Raw genomic sequence first — 1037 nt, 5'->3', positions numbered from 1 at the left:
GCTGTGGACCGAGTGGAACGGCAAGTACCGGGACACGGTGCGGGACCTGTGGCGGGGCGAGCCCCGGACGCTCGCGGAGTTCGCCGGGCGGCTCACGGGGTCGTCCGACCTCTACCAGGACGACGGGCGCAGGCCGCTGGCGTCCATCAACTTCACCACCTGCCACGACGGCTTCACCCTGGCCGACCTGGTCTCGTACAACGACAAGCACAACGACGCCAACGGCGAGGGCAACCGGGACGGCGAGAGCCACAACCGTTCGTGGAACTGCGGCGCGGAGGGCGAGACCGAGGACAAGGAGATCCTCGAACTGCGCAGCCGTCAGATGCGCAACTTCATCGCCACCCTGATGCTGTCCCAGGGCGTGCCCATGCTGAGTCACGGGGACGAGTTCGCGCGTACGCAGCGGGGCAACAACAACGGCTACTGCCAGGACAACGAGCTCTCCTGGGTCCACTGGCCGGACCCGGCCGCCGCCTCGCACGCGAAGGACGGCGACGAGGACGGTGACGCCACGGACACCAGCCTGCTGGAGTTCACCCGGTCCATGGTCTGGCTGCGCCGGGACCACCCGGTCTTCCGGCGCAGACGCTTCTTCCACGGCCGTCCGGTGGAGGGCACGCACGACGAGCTGTCCGACATCGCGTGGTTCACCCCGAGGGGCGAGGAGATGACCCAGCGGGACTGGCAGGCCGCGCACGCGAAGGCCATGACGGTCTTCCTCAACGGCCACGCGATCTCCGAACCGGGCCCGCGCGGTGAGCGGATCGCCGACGACTCCTTCCTGCTCATGTTCAACGCGGGCGCCGAGACCCTGGAGTTCGCCGTCCCGATGAATCACGGCAGGCAGTGGCAGGTCGTCGTGGACACGGCCGTCCCGGACGGGGTGCCCCCAGGTGCGGGGCCCAAGGTGTCCGCGGGCGAGCGGGTGACGCTGATCGGGCGCAGTCTGACGGGGCTCAAGCGTCCGGCGTAGGCCATGGGGGTGACGGGCACCGGCCGGGCGGCCGCCGGGCCGGTGCCGGGTCGCCGGAAGG

Annotated in this window: 1 pseudogene; it reads left to right on the top strand. The window is 70.5% G+C overall.

What is annotated here, in order from left to right:
* Positions 1–976 (top strand): annotated as a pseudogene (locus ACFU7D_RS29895) (glycogen debranching enzyme); the annotation flags it as partial.
* Positions 977–1037: the final 61 nt, after the last annotated feature.

Source organism: Nocardioides sp. NPDC057577 (genome assembly GCF_042801335.1).
Taxonomy (GTDB): Bacteria; Actinomycetota; Actinomycetes; order Propionibacteriales; family Nocardioidaceae; genus Nocardioides.
This window is presented reverse-complemented; position numbering and strand designations above follow the sequence as displayed.